The sequence below is a fragment of the Streptacidiphilus albus JL83 genome, from assembly GCF_000744705.1.
Taxonomy (GTDB): domain Bacteria; phylum Actinomycetota; class Actinomycetes; order Streptomycetales; family Streptomycetaceae; genus Streptacidiphilus; species Streptacidiphilus albus.
In genome coordinates this window covers 2,414,400-2,430,889 of the sequence record NZ_JQML01000001.1, presented here as the reverse complement: position 1 = coordinate 2,430,889, position 16,490 = coordinate 2,414,400, and the positions used below count along the sequence as shown (strand labels likewise).

General features: G+C 69.9%; 15 protein-coding genes and 1 other RNA gene. 7 read left to right on the top strand and 9 right to left on the bottom strand.

Annotation, left to right across the window (positions count from 1 at the left end):
* Positions 1-122 precede the first annotated feature (122 nt).
* Together BS75_RS10530 and BS75_RS10525 are read left to right on the top strand one after the other, a co-directional pair.
* Entirely contained in the window at positions 123-866 is a 744-nt protein-coding gene (locus BS75_RS10530) for a zinc ribbon domain-containing protein (protein ID WP_081982236.1), read from the top strand.
* 70 nt (positions 867-936) lie between these two features.
* Complete coding sequence (locus BS75_RS10525) at positions 937-2,124, top strand: bifunctional RNase H/acid phosphatase (protein ID WP_034088035.1); 1,188 nt, start codon at positions 937-939, stop codon at positions 2,122-2,124.
* 15 nt (positions 2,125-2,139) lie between these two features.
* Here the strand turns inward: BS75_RS10525 and yaaA are convergent, their stop codons facing one another.
* Positions 2,140-2,934 (bottom strand): peroxide stress protein YaaA, encoded by a 795-nt coding sequence (gene yaaA, locus BS75_RS10520; RefSeq protein WP_034088034.1) that lies wholly within the window; start codon positions 2,932-2,934, stop codon positions 2,140-2,142.
* Positions 2,935-3,150: 216 nt separating this feature from the next.
* Between yaaA and BS75_RS10515 the strand changes: the two genes are divergently transcribed.
* Entirely contained in the window at positions 3,151-4,587 is a 1,437-nt protein-coding gene (locus BS75_RS10515) for an RNB domain-containing ribonuclease (protein ID WP_034088033.1), read from the top strand.
* Positions 4,588-4,605: 18 nt separating this feature from the next.
* Here the strand turns inward: BS75_RS10515 and BS75_RS10510 are convergent, their stop codons facing one another.
* On the bottom strand, positions 4,606-5,169 hold the full coding sequence (locus BS75_RS10510; protein WP_034088032.1) for a Uma2 family endonuclease: 564 nt from the start codon (positions 5,167-5,169) through the stop codon (positions 4,606-4,608).
* Between the two features lie 144 nt (positions 5,170-5,313).
* On the opposite strand from BS75_RS10510, the gene rnpB reads away from it, so the two are divergent.
* An RNA gene (gene rnpB, locus BS75_RS45460) (RNase P RNA component class A) lies at positions 5,314-5,714 on the top strand.
* 115 nt (positions 5,715-5,829) lie between these two features.
* Here rnpB and BS75_RS44110 read toward each other — a convergent pair.
* The 5 genes from BS75_RS44110 to BS75_RS10490 all read right to left on the bottom strand — a co-directional run bounded on the left by BS75_RS44110 (position 5,830) and on the right by BS75_RS10490 (position 12,097).
* Positions 5,830-7,263, bottom strand: coding sequence for a serine/threonine protein kinase (locus BS75_RS44110; RefSeq protein WP_052069326.1), 1,434 nt, complete (start codon positions 7,261-7,263; stop codon positions 5,830-5,832).
* A complete protein-coding gene (locus BS75_RS48025; RefSeq protein WP_052069325.1) occupies positions 7,260-9,206 on the bottom strand; it encodes a caspase, EACC1-associated type in 1,947 nt (648 codons plus the stop codon). The genes BS75_RS44110 and BS75_RS48025 overlap by 4 nt, the downstream gene beginning before the upstream one ends.
* Positions 9,207-9,208: 2 nt before the next feature.
* Positions 9,209-9,568 (bottom strand): effector-associated constant component EACC1, encoded by a 360-nt coding sequence (locus BS75_RS10495; RefSeq protein ID WP_052069324.1) that lies wholly within the window; start codon positions 9,566-9,568, stop codon positions 9,209-9,211.
* Between the two features lie 657 nt (positions 9,569-10,225).
* Positions 10,226-10,456: a hypothetical protein gene (locus BS75_RS48020; protein ID WP_152646046.1), complete on the bottom strand. Its 231-nt coding sequence runs from the start codon at positions 10,454-10,456 to the stop codon at positions 10,226-10,228.
* Between the two features lie 396 nt (positions 10,457-10,852).
* Entirely contained in the window at positions 10,853-12,097 is a 1,245-nt protein-coding gene (locus BS75_RS10490; RefSeq protein WP_034088031.1) for an IS4 family transposase, read from the bottom strand.
* Positions 12,098-12,365: 268 nt separating this feature from the next.
* Here BS75_RS10490 and BS75_RS10485 point away from each other — a divergent pair, with 268 nt between their 5' ends.
* Together BS75_RS10485 and BS75_RS10480 are read left to right on the top strand one after the other, a co-directional pair.
* Positions 12,366-14,378: a UvrD-helicase domain-containing protein gene (locus BS75_RS10485; protein WP_052069323.1), complete on the top strand. Its 2,013-nt coding sequence runs from the start codon at positions 12,366-12,368 to the stop codon at positions 14,376-14,378.
* Between the two features lie 250 nt (positions 14,379-14,628).
* Positions 14,629-14,916, top strand: coding sequence for a hypothetical protein (locus BS75_RS10480; RefSeq protein ID WP_042440621.1), 288 nt, complete (start codon positions 14,629-14,631; stop codon positions 14,914-14,916).
* A 140-nt stretch (positions 14,917-15,056) separates the two neighbouring features.
* Here the strand turns inward: BS75_RS10480 and BS75_RS48015 are convergent, their stop codons facing one another.
* Positions 15,057-15,251 (bottom strand): hypothetical protein, encoded by a 195-nt coding sequence (locus BS75_RS48015; RefSeq protein ID WP_156164240.1) that lies wholly within the window; start codon positions 15,249-15,251, stop codon positions 15,057-15,059.
* 12 nt (positions 15,252-15,263) lie between these two features.
* Here BS75_RS48015 and BS75_RS48010 point away from each other — a divergent pair, with 12 nt between their 5' ends.
* On the top strand, positions 15,264-15,578 hold the full coding sequence (locus BS75_RS48010) for a hypothetical protein (RefSeq protein ID WP_156164239.1): 315 nt from the start codon (positions 15,264-15,266) through the stop codon (positions 15,576-15,578).
* 493 nt (positions 15,579-16,071) lie between these two features.
* Here BS75_RS48010 and BS75_RS49210 read toward each other — a convergent pair whose 3' ends face one another.
* Positions 16,072-16,446, bottom strand: a complete 375-nt coding sequence (locus BS75_RS49210; RefSeq protein WP_034088029.1) for a hypothetical protein — start codon at positions 16,444-16,446, stop codon at positions 16,072-16,074.
* Positions 16,447-16,490 lie beyond the last annotated feature (44 nt).

The following is a 16,490-nucleotide window of genomic DNA, read 5'->3' as shown; positions in this document are numbered from 1 at the left end:
GACGACCGTGACTTGGCGACCATGATCTTGACGGCCGTGACCCGCTGACTGGATCGGCACAGGTCGCGCCGTCCCCCGAACCGCCACCCGCAGCACGCTGACGCATCACCAAGGAGCACCCCCTGAACGCCGCGCCCGCCGACCAGATCCGCCTGCTCGACCTCCAGGCCCTCGATGCCCGGCTCGACCAGCTCGCCCACCGCCGGGAGAACCTGCCCGAGCACGCCGAGATCCAGAAGCGCAACGCCGACCTGACGGAGCTGCGCTCCCTCACCGTCGCCGCCGAGACCCAGCTCAGCGACACCAAGCGCGAGCTGGTCAAGGCCGAGCAGGACGTCGAGCAGGTCCGCACCCGGGCCGCCCGCAACCAGCAGCGGATGGACTCCGGCTCGGTCAACTCGGCCAAGGACCTCGCCAACCTCCAGCACGAGGTCGGGGCGCTGGCCAAGCGCCAGGGCGACCTGGAGGACGTCGTCCTGGAGATCATGGAGCGGCTGGAGTCCTCCGAGACCCGGGTCACCGAGATGACCGCCCGCCGCGACGACGCCCAGCACAGCACCGCCGAGGCCGAGGCCCGTCGGGACGCCGCGACCGCCGAGATCGACGCCGAGGTGGCCAAGGTCACCCGCGAGCGCGAGACCGTCGCCGTGGTCATCCCCGCCGACCTGCTCAAGGTCTACACCCGGCTGCGGCAGACCCAGAACGGCGTCGGCGCGGCCCGGCTCTTCCAGCGCCGCTGCGAGGGCTGCCGGGTCGAGCTCAGCATCACCGACCTGCGCGAGGTCCGCGCCGCCGCCCCCGACACCGTGCTGCGCTGCGAGAACTGCAGCCGGATCCTGATCCGCACCGCGGACTCCGGCCTGTAGGCCGGTAGGCCTGTAGCCAGGCAGTACGGTAACCGACGGCGCGGTTCAGGCAGCGAGGACAGGCGGAGACATGAGCACCCGACGGTTCATCGTCGAGGCCGACGGCGGCTCCCGGGGCAACCCGGGGCCCGCCGGGTACGGCGCGACCGTGCGCGACGGCGACACCGGCGAGCTGTTGACCGAGGCCGCCGAGTACATCGGCCACGTCACCAACAACGTGGCCGAGTACCGGGGCCTGATCGCCGGCCTGCGTGCCGCCCACACCCTCGACCCGACGGCCAGGGTCGACGTCCGGATGGACTCCAAGCTGGTCGTCGAGCAGATGTCGGGCCGGTGGAAGATCAAGCACCCGGACATGCAGCCGCTGGCGGCCGAGGCCGGACGGGTCTTCCCGCGCGGGCAGGTCCACTACCAGTGGATCCCGCGCAACGAGAACAAGCACGCCGACCGGCTCGCCAACGAGGCGATGGACGCCGGCAAGGCGGGCCGCCAGTGGGAGCCCAAGCCCCGGCCCGCCGGCGCTGCTGCCGTTACTGGTGCCGGTGCCGCTGCCGCCGCTGCCGCCGCTGTCGTTGCCGCTGACCCTGAACCGCTCCCCGCCCCGCCGACCGTTGGCTGGGGGCTGCCGCCCGACCTTGCCACGCCCACCACCTTCGTCCTGCTGCGCCACGGCGAGACCGCGCTCACCCCGGAGAAGCGGTTCTCCGGCAGTGGCGGCAGCGACCCCGAGCTGTCCGCGCACGGACTCGTCCAGGCCGGGCGCACCGCCGCCGCGCTCGCCGCACGGGGCAGCGTCCAGGCGGTGGTCAGCTCCCCGCTGCTGCGCTGCCGGCAGACCGCACAGGCAGCAGCCGACCGGCTCGGCCTCGACGTCCGGATCGAGGAGGGGCTGCGGGAGACCGACTTCGGCGCCTTCGAGGGGCTCACCTTCGCCGAGGCGAAACAGCAGTACCCGGCGGAGCTGGACGCCTGGCTCGCCTCCGCCACGACCGCGCCGCCCGGCGGCGAGAGCTTCGCCGCCGTCGCCGAGCGGGTCGCGGTCGCCCGCGACAAGCTGCTGGCCCGGTTCGCGGGCCGGACCGTCCTGGTCGTCTCGCACGTCACGCCGGTGAAGACACTGGTCCGGCTCGCCATCGGAGCGCCGTCCGAGTCGATGTTCAAGATGGAGCTCTCGGCAGCCTCGCTGTCGGCGGTGCAGTACTACGCGGACGGCAACGCCTCGCTGCGGCTGCTCAACGACACCTCGCACCTGCGCTGAGCAGCCCCGTCGGAGTCAGAGCTCGCTGACCACCACGTCCAGCGCCCACGGCTTGCCCGGAGCGGGCTCCGCCGCCTCCACCGTGTACTTCAACTCCCGCAGCGCCTCCACCAGTTCGGCGGGGGAGCCGGGCTGCGCGCCGTCCTCCAGCAGGTCGCGGACCAGCCGGCCCTTGGTGGCCTTGTTGAAGTGGCTGACCACCGACCGCTTGCTCACCCCGCCGACGACCCGCTCGTGCAGCACTCGCACCGTCGCCGTCCGGGACGCCAGCTCCCCGGTGGGCCGCCACAGCGCCGCGTAGGCCGTCGACCGCAGGTCCAGCACCAGGCCGTCCCCGGCCGCGACCGGCAGCACCTCGCCCAGCGGTCCGCGCCAGTACCCGCCGAGGGCGCCCAGCGGAGGCAGCTTCACCCCGCCCGAGCAGCGGTACGGCGGCACCCGGTCGCTGATCCGCAGTGCGCCCCACAGCCCGGAGAAGACCAGCAGCGACTCCTCCGCCCGCGCCTGCGCGGCGGCGTCCAGCGTCGCCAGCCCGAGCGCGTCGTAGAGCACGCCGGTGTAGAGCTCCCCGGCCGGCAGCGCCGGCGCGGTTCGCAGTACCGCGTTGCGAGCCAACTCGCCGCGCAGGCCGGGCGTCAGGCCCAGCACCGCCGCCGCCGTGTCGGGGTCGCCGGTGCTCACCGCGATCAGCGCGGCCACCGCGCGCTCCCGCGCGGCGCTGAGGCCGGGGAGCGAGAGGGTGTCCAGCGCCAGCGGCGCCCCCGACTCGGACGCGGCCTTGCCTTCGGACGGCGGCAACAGCACCAGCACAGCAGTTCTCCCCAACAGACCAGCGGATACCCGACGAGCACGGAACAAGCGCCGCCGCCTCACAGAAGGCCGACCGCGCAGAGATCCAGCCTACGGACTCCGCCGACCCCTCGGCGCCGCCGTCCACCCCGGCCGGGACCTCCTGCCGTCCGCCGCCGTTCGCCCCTACGTCGCCGTTCGCCCCTACGTCGCCGTCCGCCCCCTACGCTGGCATCCATGCCCCGTCGTCATCTGAGCGTGCGGACGTCAGTCCTCGCCACGGAACTCGCCGCACTGCGCACCCGGCTGGAGATCCCCGAGGGCTGGTCCGAGGACGTCCTCGCCGAGGCCGAGCAGGCCGCCCGCGCGCCCCGGCTCCCGGCGTACGACGCCACCGCCCTGCCGCTGTTCACCATCGATCCGCCCGACTCCCGCGACCTGGACCAGGCCATGCACCTGGAGCGGCGCGGCAGCGGCTACCGGGTCCACTACGCCATCGCCGACGTCGGCGCCTTCGTCCGCCCCGGCGGGGCCGTCGACACCGAGGCCCGGCGGCGGGTCGAGACCCTCTACTTCCCGGACGGCCGGGTGCCGCTGCACCCGCCGCAGCTCTCCGAGGACGCGGCCAGCCTGCTGCCCGGCCAGGACGTCCCGGCGCTGCTGTGGCAGCTCGACCTCGACGCCGACGGCGCGCTGGAGCGGACCGGACTGCGCCGCGCCCTGGTCCGCAGCCGCCGCAAGCTCGACTACAGCGGCGTCCAGCACGCCATCGACGCCGGCACCGCCGACCCCGCCCTCGCCCTGCTCGGTGTCATCGGCCCGCTGCGCGAGCAGCAGGAACGCGACCGGGGCGGCATCAGCCTGCCCCTCCCGGACCAGGAGGTCGAGGAGGTGCGCGGCGGCTACGCCCTCGCCTACCGCGCACCCCGCCCCGCCGACGGCTGGAACGCCCAGATCTCGCTGCTCACCGGCATGGCCGCCGCTGCCCTGATGCTGGACGCGGGCATCGGCCTGCTCCGCACCATGCCGGCCGCGCCCCCGGCCGCCTACGCCCGGCTGCGCCGGGTCGCCCAGGCCCTCGACGTCCCCTGGCCGCCCGACCTGCCCTACGCCCAACTGCTCCGCACCCTCGACCCGGGCCTCCCGGCCCACGCCGCCTTCCTCAACGAGTGCACCGCCCTGCTGCGCGGCGCCGGCTACACCGCCTTCGACGGCTCCGTCCCGCCCGACCCCGGGCACGCCGCCGTCGCGGCCCCGTACACCCACTGCACCGCCCCGCTGCGCCGCCTCGCCGACCGCTTCACCGGCGAGACCTGCGTCGCACTGGCGGAGGGCCGCCCGGTCCCGGAGTGGGTCCGCACCGCGCTGCCGCTGCTGCCCAAGCTGATGGACACCGGCGACCGCCGCGCCCACCAGGTCGAACGCGAATGCGTCGACCTGGTCGAGGCGCACCTGCTGCGCGGCCGCGAGGGCGAGCTCTTCGACGGCGTGGTGGTGGACGTCGACGAGCGCAGGCCGCTGACCGGCACCGTCCAGCTGCGCCGCCCCGCCGTCCGCGCCCGCATCACCGACGACCGCCCCGACGCCCCGCCGCTACCCCTCGGCACCCGCATCCGCGTCCGCCTCACCCGCGCCGACACTGCGACCCCCACCGTCCGCTTCGCCCCGGCGTGAGCCCGGCCGTGCTTGCGGTCAGCCCGTGCGCGGCCAGTCGCCGGTGTCCAGCACGAACTCCGTACCGTCGGCAGTGAAGCGGACCACGGCACCGAACGCGAGGACCTCCGGCTCGCGGTACCGTCCGTCCACCGGACCCGTGTAGAGGGTGCATCGGCCCAGACGCGGATCGGCGATGAGGTACGCCTCGATCCCTGCTGCCGCATATTCCAGCACCTTGACGCCGTAGTCATTGGCTCCGAGATCCCCGGAGACCACTTCGATCACGGCCGCGATGTCCGCAGGCAGCCGCGGCCTCTCGCCGCGAGTGGCGCCGGCCCGCAGGATCGCCACATCCGGGCAGAACCCGTGCCGATGCTCAGGGAACGGCGACAGCACGTCCGACGTGGCTCGCCACCGCGGCAGCCCAGCGGCACGTGCGGCCTCCTGCCCGGCGAGAATGATCTCGCTGTGTTCTTCTCCTTGCGGCGACAGGACGATCTCCCCGTGGACGAGTTCGGACTTGAAGCCCGGGGGAGTCTCCAGATCCTCAAGCACCTGGAGCAGTTCGTCGTAGGTGAACACATCGTGCTGGATCGTCATGATGAGTACTCCTTCCCGGGGGAACCGGTCTCGACGGGTCGCAGGTCGTCCGAGGCCGACTGTACCGTTCAACGATTGACCCGGACCGGGGTTGCGCCGTTCGGATGACCCTCCCGCTGCCGGTAGCATGGTCCACACGGCGGACGAGTCGGCCGGGCGGTCGCGTTGCATTCCTCACGGGGTGCACCGAGGAACGTCCGGGCTCCATACGGCAGGGTGGTGGGTAACGCCCACCCGGGGTGACCCGCGGGAAAGTGCCACAGAAAACAGACCGCCGGAGGGCAACCTCCGGTAAGGGTGAAACGGTGGTGTAAGAGACCACCAGTGCCCAGGGTGACCTGGGCAGCTAGGTAAACCCCACCTGGAGCAAGGTCAAGAGGGGACGTCGGTTGACGTCCTGCGCTGGCGTTCGAGGGCTGCCCGCCCGAGCCAGCGGGTAGACCGCTAGAGGCTGTCGGCAACGGCAGCCGTAGATGGATGACCGCCTCCGCGCGGACCGCAAGGTCCACGCGAGACAGAACCCGGCGTACAGGCCGACTCGTCCGCCGCCTGTACTGTGCCTGCACGAACACCCCGTCGAAGCCGTCGGCCCGGCGTGGGACCGCCTTCGCCTGCCTGCAGTTTCCCGTGAGTCCCGGGACAGAGTGCCCTGTGCCCCGGCTACCTGCCCTCGCGACGCGGGCCGAGTCGGCGTCGCCATCCAGGGCGGGCCCCTAGCTTGGGCGGTGGCGGCAGATCCGCCCCGAGAATTGCCGTGGTGGGCCGCACCGTCGGGTCAGCACCCTCCGAATCTCCGTCCCCGTCGTCCCCCGCCGGCCACGCCGTCGCCCGGGGCTGCGCGAACGGGACTGCTGGCGCAGGCCCGTTCGCCGGCGGGTTCGGTGGGGCCGGCGGCAGAGGAGAGGACGGTAGACCGAGTGCCGCGGGTGGCTCCTCCGACAGTTTGGTCGAGGGCGACGGCAGGCGCCACGGGTTGGTCGGCGGTACCGGTGGCCGACAGCCGTCCGGCACCGCGTCCTCGGGCGCCTGGATCATTGCAGCTTCCCCGTCGGGAGGCTCCGGTACGGCCGTTTGCTCTTCGGTCACGACAGATGGGGACGTCTCATGTGCCGTGGGTGGGGGGCGCAACCGGGTCGTCGAGGTGTACGGCTCGTCGAGGTCGAGGACCGACTGGGCGCGGGTCAGCGAGGCGCGCGCGATGGCGGCGGGGAGCCAACTCCCCTGTTCCATCTGACTCTTGGCCCGGGTGATGTCCGCCACCGGGAATTGACCCATCATCTCCGCAGCGCGCGGGCGATAGGAGGGGTCCTTGTGGAGGCAGGTTCGGACGACGGCCGCCAGATCGTCGGGGAGACCGGACAACTGCGGCTCGCCGTTCACCACATCGAAGATGACCTGGACCAGGCCGGAGCCCTGGAAGGGCGCCTGGCCGGACGCTGCGAAGACCATCACCGATCCGAGGGCGAAGACGTCGGCAGGAGGCCCCACCAGTTGCCCCTGGACGTGCTCAGGCGACATGTAGCTGGGTGTGCCCACAAGGTGGCCGGTCGCGGTTATGTTGGTGGTGGCCGTGTCGGTCAGCATCGAGATGCCGAAGTCGATCAGGCGGGGTCCTTGGGTCGTGAGCAGGACGTTGGAGGGCTTGATGTCACGGTGCACCACGCCGGCCTCGTGGACGGAGCGCAGTGCCTGCAACAGCCCGTACCAGAGAGTCCGGAGCGAGTCCGGCGGGAGCGGGCCGTAGTCCCGGACGCTCTGCTGGAGGGAAAGGCCGGGGATGAAGGAGGTAACCATCCAAACCCGGTCGCCGTCCTCCCCGGAGTCCAGGACGGGGGCCGTGAACGCGTCCGCCACGCGGGTGGCGAGGCGGACCTCGCGCTGGAACCGTTCCCGCGCCTCGCGGTCCCGCACCTGGTCCGGATGCAACACCTTGACGGCGACGGACCGCCCGCTGGCCCCACGGCCCAGGTAGACGATGCCCATGCCGCCCTCGCCGAGTCGGCCGAGCAGACGGTAGGGGCCGACGTGTTCGGGATCCCCGGGCAGGAGGGGCGATAGCCCGCTCTGCGGTGTCGTGCCGGCCGAGTCGGTCATTCTCGTCTCCTCAGGAACGGAGGTCCGGAACGGCTCTGCGGCCGCGCCGGACCGTAGAAGATCTCCGCCGTGTAGCGGGTGTCGGCCCGGCGGCGCCATTCGGCAAGGAGCGTCTCGTTGGCCCGGACCTCGACGTGATCCGGTCCCAACAGCCGGCGCAGCTCCGGCAGGGCCTCGGCGTAGGTACGGATGGCGGCCCGCACGTCCCCGTCGACGGCGGTCCAGTGAGCCAGGCGAGCGCGGTTCACCAGGGTCACCTGGTCGTGATCACCGAGTATCCAGGAGAGATCCTCCACCAGGTCGCGCAGGAGCCGGACTGCGGTGCCGACATCTCCGGACTCGGCGGTCCAGTGGGCGTGCTGGCTGCGCGCCAACAGGGTCTCAGTGGCGTCACGGCCGGCCACGCGGCTCAGGTCCGGCACAACGGCGCCAAAGAGGTCGCGGGCCCGCTTCGGCGCTCCGCCGATGCCGGTCCACTGCCCCAACCGGGAGCGGCCGACCACGGTGTACAGGTCCTCGGCGCCGAAGATCCAGTGCAGGTCGGGGACGAGTCCCCGGTAGAGCCGGACGGCCCGACGGGTCTCGCCGGACTTGCCAGTCCACTGCGCGTGATTGATCCGGCCGACCAGCGTCTCCCGATCGTCGGCTCCCAGCGCTCGGGAGAGGTCGCCGATGAGACCCCCGCTCTGCTCGGCGGCCGAAGCGGTGTCACCCGAGACACCGGTCCAGTGCGCCACCTGACCGCGCCCGAGCAGAGTCTCCCGGTCGTCGGGACCGAAGACACGGTTCAGGTCCGCGACGACCCGCTGAGCGAGGATCGTAGCCTCTACGGGGCGACCGACCGCACCGGTCCAGTGGGCCAGTTGAGCACGCCCTGCCAGGGTGACCCGGTCGTCCGAGCCGAGGATCCTGGCCATCTCGCCGATCGCGGAGGCGGACAGCTCCAGGGCGTCGCCGGGCCGCCCGGACTGCCCGACCCACTGCGCGTGCTCGATCCGCCCGGCCAGCGTGACCCGATCGTCCGCGCCCAGCAGGTCGGCCATCTCGACCAACACCTCGCCCAGGATGGTGGCGGCCCGATGTGCCTCCCCGCCCTGGCCCACTCGCCGACCCTCCTCACGGCGAGCCTGCAGACGCTCACGGTCCGTGTCCGGTCGTGACCGGCCCTCCTCGCCCTTCTCGCCGACCGGTCGGCGGTTCCGGGGTCGGCTGAGAATCAGGTTGGCCGCGTTGTTGGTCCCGCACTGCTGTGGCTCCGGTCGGCCCTGCTCACGCAACCGGTCTCGCAGGTGCGGATAGAGCGCACCGAGGGTCACTCCGTCGAAGCCCGCCCCGTCGAAGCCGTGGCGCAGCGCCCGGAGCAACTCGCCGGTGAAGGCGGTGTGTCGCTTGCCCTCCTCGAAGTGTGACGGTTCGTTGGGCGGTGAGGAGACCAGTGTGTACGCGCCGGCGATCTCCAACTGCTCCGTGATCGGCGACGGTCCCCCCGCGAGACCACCGACGACCGCCCGTCCGGAGAAGCAGCAATCGAGGATGAGCACCCGTATCCGAGCAGGGCTGTTGCGGAACGCCTCGCGGATCACCGAGAGCGGACAGGCTGTCAGCGAGGGCAGGTCCTGGTCGGTCTCCGACATCGCGAGGTAGAGCTCCGCTTGCTGGGCGCCGATCAGCCCGTGCCCGGAGTAGTACACCAGCAGGACGTCCTGGGCTGCCCTGGCTGCGGAGATCAGCGGGAGGCCAAGCTCGCTGGGCTGCTTCGGGTCCACCACCACGGTGGTGTGCTCGGCAGCGAAGGCCCCGGGTTGTCCCTCAAGGAGGACTTCCCGGAAGTCGTGCACGTTGTTCGCGACCGCGGGCACGGACGACAGCCCGGTCTGCTCAGCGTACCGGGCCGTCCCAATCAGAACCGCCCGGGAGTGCGAGGCGTCTGGAAGTCGGAACATCGTCAGTCGGCAGTCTCCTGGTCGTGCAGGGCGATTCGGAGTAGCGACTCGACGTCGGACTTGCGGACGTGGTCGGCGGTCACCTCGGTCCGGGTGCCGTCCGGCGCCACGGTAGTGACCTTGACCGCGGTGGCGCGCGGGCGGCCCAGGAACACCGTGAGCGAGCGGGCGAGCGTGGTCAGCGCCCCGCCCGCCCCCACGGCCACGACCAGGGTGTCTGCCCAGGATCCCAGCTGCCCGGGCTGTGATGCGGGCGGCACCACCTGCACCCTGCCGCGCAGCGTGTCCTCGTCGGACAGCCAGGAACGCAGCTCTGTAAGGGCGTCGGGGCTCCTGCCCTCGACATGCAGCACAGAGTTCACGGCACCACCAATCGTCAGCCTGCAGAAGGACAGCCACACTCTAGGACGTCCCACCGTCAGAGGTTGTTCCCTCTGGGCATGACTTTTGACGGTACATCAGAGACTCGTGCGGTGGTCCGGCCCGGCAAGGGCCCGGTCGCATGATCGGCGGGGATCCCTCCGGAGGCCGCAATGCCCGAAGTCGATCAGGTAGCGCAGCCTCCAGTCGACAAGTCGACCACTCCAGGCCGAGAGCTGAGCGGTTCAGTGCCCCGGCCGCCAGGCGCACGGCACGTTCCCGGATCTCGGCCGGGGCTCCTGTCGTCGATGGCGATGACCCGACCGCCATCGACGGCGGTAACGGGTGAAATGAGGTTCTGGGTCACTTTTGGTGCAGGGCCGGCGGAGGGTCGCCGGCGGCGCGGGGTGTCCGGGAAGCGGGTCAACGGGCCAGAAGGATGCGCAGGAGATCCACGTCGCCCCGACCGAACACCTGCCGCTTCAGCAGCTTGATCCAGAACCTCATTTCACCCGTTACCGACACTGCCGGAGGGAGTCGAAGGCTTGGGAGGAGTGCAGCCGCTCCATGCCGATCGTCTCGGGCAGAGACCCGGCCTCGGCAATCAGCGGCGCGCCCGTACGAATTCGTCGCGCAAATCCCTGAGCGGGACGAGGACGTCATCCCGCTCGATATGCCAGAAGTCCCAGCCTGGGCTGGCCTTGGTGCCCTTCACATGGGCGCCAGCCGGAGAGAGCATTGAAGACCTGGCCATCTGCGGTGCGGATCCGCCCATCCGCCAAGACTACGGCGAGCATGTCGGACTTCGTCTTGCCAGGGTTGCTGCTGGCCCCTGGTTTGATGAAGCCCGCCTCCACCAGCTGGACGACCTCAATGCCGTAGAAGGCCATGGGCGTACTGCATATAGATGCCGGTGCTGCCCTGGAGCGAGACCATTTGGGCGATGCCGAAGACGTAGTTCCGTGCGCATGGGCGCTATCCAAGGATCATGAGAGAGTCGACACATGGCCGCTTCCGTCATTTCCTCCACGGGCTAGGCGTTGGCCCAATGCCACGAAGCTTAAGTTGATCTTGGAGTGGCGGGCGGTGCGGTCCCGAGTGAGGCGAACTTCAGGCTCGGTGGCCCCGCGTGTCGGGTGCCTGCATCCGAAGTCCTCTTCACCCGGTAGGAGTTGTGGCGGGCGCGCTTGACCACACGTGGGTAGGAGCGGTGGCGGCGCGCTGGGTTGCAGTTTCGGCGCGCGGCAAGCGTGGCGAGAACATCCGCCTTGACCGCTTCCCAGCGTTCAGGGGGGAAAGGCCGCCGTCCCGGTGGCGGTGCGGCGGACGATGTTGAGGGTCCTGAGGAAGCTGATCCGGTCCGGGTCGATGTCGGCACCGGTCGCGGCTTGGCAGATCAGGGAGTTGATCGCGTAGTGGACCAGCAGGTAGGCCCAGATCTCCTGGTGGACCAGGTCCGGGCTCTTGGACCGAAGTACCTTCCCAGGGCCGCGCAGAACCGTCTTCAGCTGGCCGTTCGCGGCTTCCTCCTCCCACCGCTGGTGATAGGCAGCCGCCAGTTCAGCGGCGGTCGCGTCCTCCGGCTCGGTGACCGTAGTGATCAGACAGATCAGCTCCCCGCCGTCGCGGTCGGGGACGTCGTACTCCACGATCCGCACCACGTGGGCGGCGGCCGGGTCCGGCTTCGCACCGGATTTCGCCTCCTGCAGCAGTTCCTCCCGCTGCCGGCCGCGCAGGCGCGGATCAACCAGGGCCGACAGATACGTACCATCGGACAGGACCTTCAGGACCGGCAGCGACAGCTGCGTCGGTGCCCGCCAGCACAGCGCCGCCCCGGTCTGGGCAGCGGCGCTGAACGCGGCGAAGCTGTAGAAGCCCCGATCGGCCAGCAGCAGCCAGTCAGTGGAGATCGAGGGCAGTAGCGACGCCGCCATCGCCTTCTCGCTGCGGTTCCACGGGCCGACCTCGGCGTCGACGAAGGCGTGCGAACCACACTCGACGACGGCCACCACCCGGGCCTTGGGGAACGCGGAGCGGGACTGGTCGTTGCCGGCGTAACCGAACTCGGCTGCGTTCTCGGCCGAGTCGGGAAGGTCGAGGTCGAAACCGTCGATGGCCATCAGGCGCCATCCGCGCAGCCACGCGCCCCGGGTCTCACTGGTGGCCACCGGCTCTGCCACCCGGTAGAACGTCTCGCGCAGCACATCCCGGCCCAGCCGCTTGCGCGCCTGGGTGATCCCCGACGACGTCGGCGGTTCCCACGCGGCGTCCCACACGCCGAACTGCGACAGCGATCCGGTGACCTTCTGCGCGACCTCCTCGGCCGCGTCGTCAGAGAACAGGCACAGCGCCATCGTCAGATAGGCGGTCACGTGCGGAGGGAGTTTGCCCCCTCGACGCTGCTCGGCCACCCCGCACACCGCTGCGGCCTCATCGACCTTGAATCGCGGCACCGCCGCAACCAAGACTCCCAACGACACCTGGTCCGGTCGCGCGACCGGACCATCCGATTCGACGGACCCCTGAACCATGCGGCAACCCTAGCCGCACGACTGACGGGACGTTGAGCAGCGCACCGGGCAGCTCCCCGGCGAACCACTCCTTGATCAACTTAAGCTTCGCGGCATTGGGCGTTGGCCGGGCGTCGTGCCTGCGAACGCCTCATTCCACTTCGACATTTGATGACTTGACATGTATCAATGTGTACGTAGGAACTGAACAGATTCCCTGGGGGTGGGTGTGCAAGACCGACGGGCACAGGAGCAGAAGCTGGATCGGGTCTTCGCGGGAGCGCGAAAGATGGCCCGGAGCCAGTGGCCGACGGCGACGTCCTTCCAACTCTCGGCCATCACGCAACTCCTCACCCTGGCCGGCACACAGTGGCATCTGCTTCTTGACCGCCGATGGCTCGAACAAGGGTCCTCTGCCCTGCAGGCCGATGCGTTGCTCGTCGGTCCGGGCGGCGCGTTCGTCATCGCAGTCGGAGGTGCGCCCGATGCCGAAAGCAGTCGTCTTGATGCGGCTACCCGGACTGCCGCTCGCGCCGCCGGCGAACTCGGTTTGGCGCCGATTGCGGTGCGGGCCCTCCACATCTGCGAGGAAGCAGACGCAAACGAGGCCAGGGGGCTGGTGTGGCGGCTGGACGTCCGCCAGTTCGCCCCCGCCCTGCACGCAGAACGCCGGCGGTTGACGCCGACCCAGGCGCGTCTCGTCGCTGACCAACTCGCGGGGGCGTTCCCGTCTCATCTCGCGGCCGCGCCCGACTCCGAGCACATGACAGGCACCGTTTCCAACGCTTCGGAGCGCGAAGCAGAGGGCGATTCCGACGGCCTCTTCGATCTTGGTGAACTGCGGAACCGTCTGATGGACAGCGTCCTTGCGGCCCCGATCGAGAGCTGGATGACGTTCCTGGCGCAGGACCAGCTGTCACTGGTCCGCCGCAACTGGCAGGGGCCCGCCCGGATCAGCGGCCCAGCGGGTACCGGCAAGACGGTGGTCGGCCTGCACCGCGCCGCCCACCTGGCCCAGCGCACCACCAGTCGGATCCTCTACATCACCTACGCCCGCAACCTGCCGCGCGTGCAGAGCAGCTTCCTGCACGCCATGGCGCCGTATGTCGCCGCGCGCGTCGACTTCCGCAGTCTCTTCGCGTTCGCCCAGGAGTTCCTACGCGACGCCGGAGCAACTCCCCACCTCCACGGGGACCGGGCCAGGACCGTGTTCAACCGCGCATGGGCGAAGGTCGGGCGGTCCGGGCGACTCGCCGAGCTCGTTCCGGACCCGCGCTACTGGCAGGACGAAATCGAATATGTGATCAAAGGTCGTGGCATCACCGAATTTGCCGCATACGCTGTCGTTTCGCGACGTGGCCGGGGCCGAGGGACCGTACCGCAGCGCCGCGACCGTGAAGCCGTATGGGAGCTCTACGAGACCTACGAGCGCCTCAAAGCGGAACGCGAACCCATCCAGGACTTCCCCGACGTCCTCGTCGCCGCTCGCGATGCGATCCGCCGTGACTCCTCTCTGTCGAAATACAGCTCCGTCATCGTGGACGAGGCGCAGGACCTGCCGCAGGTCGCCGTGCAATTCCTCCACGCACTGGTCGGTGATGCCCCCAACGGGCTCCTCCTGGTCGGCGATGGCCAGCAGTCCGTTTACCCCGGAGGGTTCCGGCTGAGTGACGCCGGGGTGGACATTCGCGGCGACCGGGGCCAGGTGCTGAAGGTGAACTACCGCAATGCCCCGCAGATCCTCGCCGCAGCCCTCGAAGTGGTTGCCGACGTCGCCTACGACGACCTCGACGACACCAGTGGCCGCGGAGCTCGGGATGTGGAACTGGTATGCCACGACGGCACGGTCACCGTCCAGCGCTTCGCTTCCCTGTCTGACCACGACGACGCGCTCATCCGCGCCGTCAGGACGAGCCCGGACACTGCGGCCTCAGCCGTCCTCGGCGCGACCAGAAGGGCCGTCGAGCACTACTCCCACCTACTGCGCAGCCACGGCGTCTCGATCTGTCTGCTGGAGGACTACGACGGCACTCCCTCGGACGCCGTGAAGATCGGCAGCTACACCCGGGCCAAGGGCTTGGACTTCAAGCATGTCTTCCTTCCCCGCTACGACGAGATCACCGCTACCACGCCCAACGTCAAGATCACGGGAACGGGCCAGGACAGCTCCGCTGCCGCCAGCCGCGAGCGCGCCGATCTGGCACGTCGTCAGCTCTTCGTGGCCATGACTCGTGCGCGTGACACCCTGTGGCTCGGATCCATTCCTGGAAATGCTGCTTCCGAGGCGACTGGTGGCCGTTGAACCTGATCGCGACCGCAGCTTGGGGCGGGCACGACTGCAGGGTTCCTGGCGGGGCTCTGTCGCTGCAGCCGGCCGAGTATCACCAGCTCGTCGACGCGTACCTCGCGGCCGTTGCTGAAGCGGGACGGGCTCGGCGGTGGGACGTGCGGGACGTGCGGAAACCTGTCGCGGCGTGGCCGACGCTGTCAAGCGCCTCGGGACTCGGAAAGTCGTTCGCGTCGCTGCCCGACCCATGGCCACACTGGCCCACATGGAGTTCTACGAATCGGTTGCTCACCTGGAGTGGTGGGCCAACCGATCGACATGCCTAGGACGCTTCGAACTGTCGGTCAGGATCACGGCCGAGCCCGGCGGCTGGCGAGCCGTGGGAGTGGCTACAGCCCCGTGGAGCGATGAGGACCGTGAGGGCTTCGCCTTCCTCATGGCACTCGAGCCGCTCTTCACGTTGCGCTTTCCCGACGACAGCACTGTCCTCGTCACGGTCGCAGCGCCCTGTGAAATCGACCGCTTTGGCCTCATCGAACTTCGGGTTGCCTGAACCGAAATTCATTGCTGCTACGGCCAGTTCACCCCCCCATCCCCATCCACGACCAGCAGCTCCGCCGGATCGCCTGCGCCACGACGGTCGCGCGAATGCGATCCGGCGGAGGTTCGCTCCTCAGCCTGGAGTCATCAGTGTCATACGACCGTGCCGCCCTCGTTCGCTGCCATCTCCATGTCCACGCGGACCCACGCAGCGGATTCGGCGAGTACGACCGAGAATGCGATGCCTTCAACGCGGCCCTGCTCCAGTACCAGCAGAGGCTCCTGTGCGCGCTGGAACAACTCTTCGGCGCGACTCTTGACCTTCGGCGGGCGGCCGGTTTCGACCACCGGGTCCTGCTCATGTTGTTCAGCAGCACCATGCGCTCGTACCTCGGTGCGCGGACTCCGTGGAGTGGCTTCCAGGAGGCCGGGCTTCTCATCACTCGTCTGGAGGCGACCGGTGCTGTCGGGCAGCGGGTGAACGAGGCCAGCCGGTCGATCGAGGAGACTCACCGGGCCTCGCAGAATGCGCACCTCGATATCCTCGACGCGCTCGCGGCTCACGTCCTCGGTACTCAGGCGGACACGACCTTCGATTCCGCCGACCTGCTCGCGATCGGCTTCGATGACACCACGTATCCCCGGGCAGCCGACTACCCCTACGACGAGAACTGATCGAGGCCTTCCGCCAATGACCATGACCTCATGGCGGTGGCGGATCATCTTGCTGGACTCTGGCCGGTGCAGGTACGACGGGGGCGAGCCCGAACTGCTGGCCGGCGGCTTCGACTCCTACGCCCTGTGAGCATGCATGCGAGCGCTGAGCCGAGGATGGGTCACTGCTCGGCCCCCGGCCGACGCATGTTCCGCAGCGGGACCGCGGGCACTGCGCTCCAGGGTTCGTTCGCCTTCGTTCCGGTCGGCCGGCGGAATGTCCGTACCCTCGTTTGCTGCCGGAACCACCTTGGGTCCCAAGTTGCCTGACGGTCCGTCGAGCATTGCAAATTCCCCACCGACCGAAAAGCGAGGGACGGTGGGGAACCTGTCAAATCTGCGTGAAGGTCCGGCGCATATGGCGCTCAGCCGCCGGTCAGGTCGCTGGTCTGCCCGCCGGTCTGACCCCTGTGCAGGCCGCCGGGCAGCGGGTTGGCGACGGCTCCGAGGTGGATCACCGCGTGACCGTCCGGCCGTCCTGGACGCCGTCGTTGGTCGGGTAGAGCTTTGCCCACGCCACCGGGCAGGGGAACAGGTAGTGCGCGTTGTTCCAGCCGGACTCGCTCACATCGTTCCAGTTCCAGGTGTTGACGTTGCCGCAGGTGTCCTCCGCGCTGAGGTACATCCGCTCGTCGGTGCTGCCGACGTTCACGAACCAGCCGACGGTGTTCCCGCCGGTGACGTAGACCTGGTACCACGTGCCCACATGGCTGGTGTTGCTGTCGCTGCCGGACAGGGTGGCGGACGCGGTGCCGGCGTTCGCGGCGCCGATGCCGGCCATCGCCGTGGTGGCGATGGCCAGGGCAGCGAGGGTCTTCCTGATGCGCATGCTGTTCTCCCTTGGTGGACGAGCGTGATGCGGATTCCCTGCCG

What these genes read in the sequence shown, in the direction of transcription:
- BS75_RS10525 (WP_034088035.1), top strand. Translation starts at nt 937, where the DNA reads ATGAGCACCCGACGGTTCATCGTCGAGGCCGACGGCGGCTCCCGGGGC.
- BS75_RS48020 (WP_152646046.1), bottom strand. Translation starts at nt 10,456, where the DNA reads ATGGCCTTCTACGGCATTGAGGTCGTCCAGCTGGTGGAGGCGGGCTTC.
- BS75_RS10510 (WP_034088032.1), bottom strand. Translation starts at nt 5,169, where the DNA reads ATGACGATCCAGCACGATGTGTTCACCTACGACGAACTGCTCCAGGTG.
- BS75_RS48010 (WP_156164239.1), top strand. Translation starts at nt 15,264, where the DNA reads ATGTTGTTCAGCAGCACCATGCGCTCGTACCTCGGTGCGCGGACTCCG.
- BS75_RS10485 (WP_052069323.1), top strand. Translation starts at nt 12,366, where the DNA reads ATGGCCCGGAGCCAGTGGCCGACGGCGACGTCCTTCCAACTCTCGGCC.
- BS75_RS44110 (WP_052069326.1), bottom strand. Translation starts at nt 7,263, where the DNA reads ATGACCGACTCGGCCGGCACGACACCGCAGAGCGGGCTATCGCCCCTC.
- BS75_RS49210 (WP_034088029.1), bottom strand. Translation starts at nt 16,446, where the DNA reads ATGCGCATCAGGAAGACCCTCGCTGCCCTGGCCATCGCCACCACGGCG.
- BS75_RS10480 (WP_042440621.1), top strand. Translation starts at nt 14,629, where the DNA reads ATGGAGTTCTACGAATCGGTTGCTCACCTGGAGTGGTGGGCCAACCGA.
- BS75_RS10515 (WP_034088033.1), top strand. Translation starts at nt 3,151, where the DNA reads ATGCCCCGTCGTCATCTGAGCGTGCGGACGTCAGTCCTCGCCACGGAA.
- BS75_RS48025 (WP_052069325.1), bottom strand. Translation starts at nt 9,206, where the DNA reads ATGTTCCGACTTCCAGACGCCTCGCACTCCCGGGCGGTTCTGATTGGG.
- BS75_RS10490 (WP_034088031.1), bottom strand. Translation starts at nt 12,097, where the DNA reads ATGGTTCAGGGGTCCGTCGAATCGGATGGTCCGGTCGCGCGACCGGAC.